General features: G+C 68.1%; 1 protein-coding gene and 1 pseudogene. One reads left to right on the top strand and one right to left on the bottom strand.

The genetic code is table 11. The annotated features are described in order from the left end of the window. Positions 1 to 642, top strand: a pseudogene (locus AVR91_RS40925) (glycoside hydrolase family 2); the annotation flags it as partial. Positions 643 to 802: 160 nt separating this feature from the next. Here the strand turns inward: AVR91_RS40925 and AVR91_RS40935 are convergent. Beyond that, a complete protein-coding gene (locus AVR91_RS40935) occupies positions 803 to 1,864 on the bottom strand; it encodes a chymotrypsin family serine protease (protein ID WP_063277512.1) in 1,062 nt (353 codons plus the stop codon). Positions 1,865 to 2,052 lie beyond the last annotated feature (188 nt).

Raw genomic sequence — 2,052 nt, forward strand, 5'->3', positions numbered from 1 at the left:
CCGGAGGCGCAGGAGCGGTTCGAGGCCGAGCTGACCGAGATGATCGAGCAACTGCGCGGGGTGACCTCGATCGTCGGCTGGGTGCCGTTCAACGAAGGCTGGGGAGAATTCGACACCGCGCGCATCGCGAAGCTGGTGAAGGACCTCGACCCGACCAGGCAAGTCATCGCGAACAGCGGGGTGAACTGCTGTTTCTCCCGGCCGGACACCGGTGCGGGTGACGTCTACGACGACCACACCTACGTCGGGCCGGGGAGCCCCGCGGTGAAGGACCACAGGGTGATCGTCGACGGCGAGTACGGCGGGCTCGGCCTCGTCGTCGACGGGCATCGCTGGCCGGGTGAGCCGCAGGCCTACGAGATGACGCCGACCCCGGCACAGCTGACCAAGCGCTATGCCGAGGTCAGCGAGAACCTCGAACGGATCGTCGCCGGAACCGGCCTTTCCGGCGCGATCTACACACAGACCACCGACGTCGAGAACGAGGTCAACGGCCTGCTCACCTACGACCGGCGGGTGGTGAAGGCGGACGCGGGGATCGTCGCCGCCCGCAATCGCGCGGTCATCGAGACGGGTCAGTCCGGCCGGGCCTCCACCGGACCGCCGGAGTCACGGACCCGGACGGGCACTCCGAGCAGCTGAGAAGGCAGCTGCCCGGAGTCGTGACCGGGGGTCATCCACACGTCGATCGTGGGTGCCCCCTCGGCCTCGCCCTGTCCGATCCCGACCACTCCGGGGACGTCGTCGAGCCACCGTGACGCCGCCACGAGGGCGGCATCGACATCCGATACGTCTTCGGCCACTACGGATGCACCCTGATCCCGAGCGTGGCCTCGACCAGCGTGATCCGGTTGATCACGGTGACCACCGGCGAACCGGCGAACAGCAGGCCGACGGCGTTCTCGCTCAGATCCGCCACGAGGCTGCCCGAGTCGCCGCCCGCCGACATGTCGGTGGTGAGCAGCTGCTGTGCGAACCGGGCCACCCGGCCGCCGCCGTAGTTCACGTCGACGGTGGCGTTGATGTTCGTGATCCGCCCGGTGGTCCAGTTCGTGGTCCGGCCGGTCTTCTGCACCACGGTGCCGACCGCGGGGGCCACGTTGGTGCCCTTGAGGTCGCCGACCCAGAAGATCCGCCGGTCGAGGTCGTGGAACTGGCCCTCGGCGATGGCGGCGTCGACGAAGTTCAGCGGCACCGGCTGGCCGGCGGCGATGAACTTGATCGGCACGAAGCGGCTCAGCCTCGCGATGACGTCGGTGGGGACGACACCGCCGTCGAACGGGCCGGGCTGCAGGATGGGATCGCCGATGGCGGCGGCGTTGGAGTTCGCCAGCACGTGGTTGTTGCTCAGGATGTAGTACTTCGCCGGTTTGCCGGGCAGTGCCGTGGCGTCGTAGACCGCGGTGCCGTAGGTGCCGGCGGTGATCTTGAAGTGGCCGACGCTCAGCCCGCCGAACGCCGGGCGGAACCGCTTGGCGAGGGTGAACGGGCCGACCTGCTGGCGGGCGAGTTCGTCGGGACGGCTCAGCGCGGGCGACGGCACGTCGTCGAGTACCGACGGCGAGCCGTTCGCCTTCGGCGCCGCGATACTGCGACCCGCCTGGAGCACACCGACCTCCTGGACGTCGGTGGGCACCCCGGCCAGCGTCGACGGGACGAGGTCGTCCTCACGCAGCATCTCGTGCGGCATCTTCGTGTCGACGAGGACGGTGATCGCCTTCTCGCCGGTGTCCCTCCCACCGGACCATTTGGTGCCGAGCGCGACACCCACCACGTTCTGCCGGTTCAGCAACGCGTCCTCTTCCGCCGCCTGCACGCTCGCGAGGGAGAGGAAATCATCCGGGATCATGTTGTTTTCGATCATGTCTGCCACACTTTTCTGGTTGTCGGCGTTGACTCAAGTGCGGGACTCCCGACGAAAGAGTGTTCCCCTGTCCCCGGGGTGGCGCCATAGTGCAATCGGGTATGGCGCTTCACCCGGGAATGTCAGCGTTTCCCTTGTGTGGCAAGGGTTTGTGATCGAGCAACCGGCCATCGCGCGAGCGGTGGGGG

The organism is Amycolatopsis keratiniphila subsp. keratiniphila, from assembly GCF_001620365.2.
GTDB lineage: Bacteria > Actinomycetota > Actinomycetes > Mycobacteriales > Pseudonocardiaceae > Amycolatopsis > Amycolatopsis keratiniphila.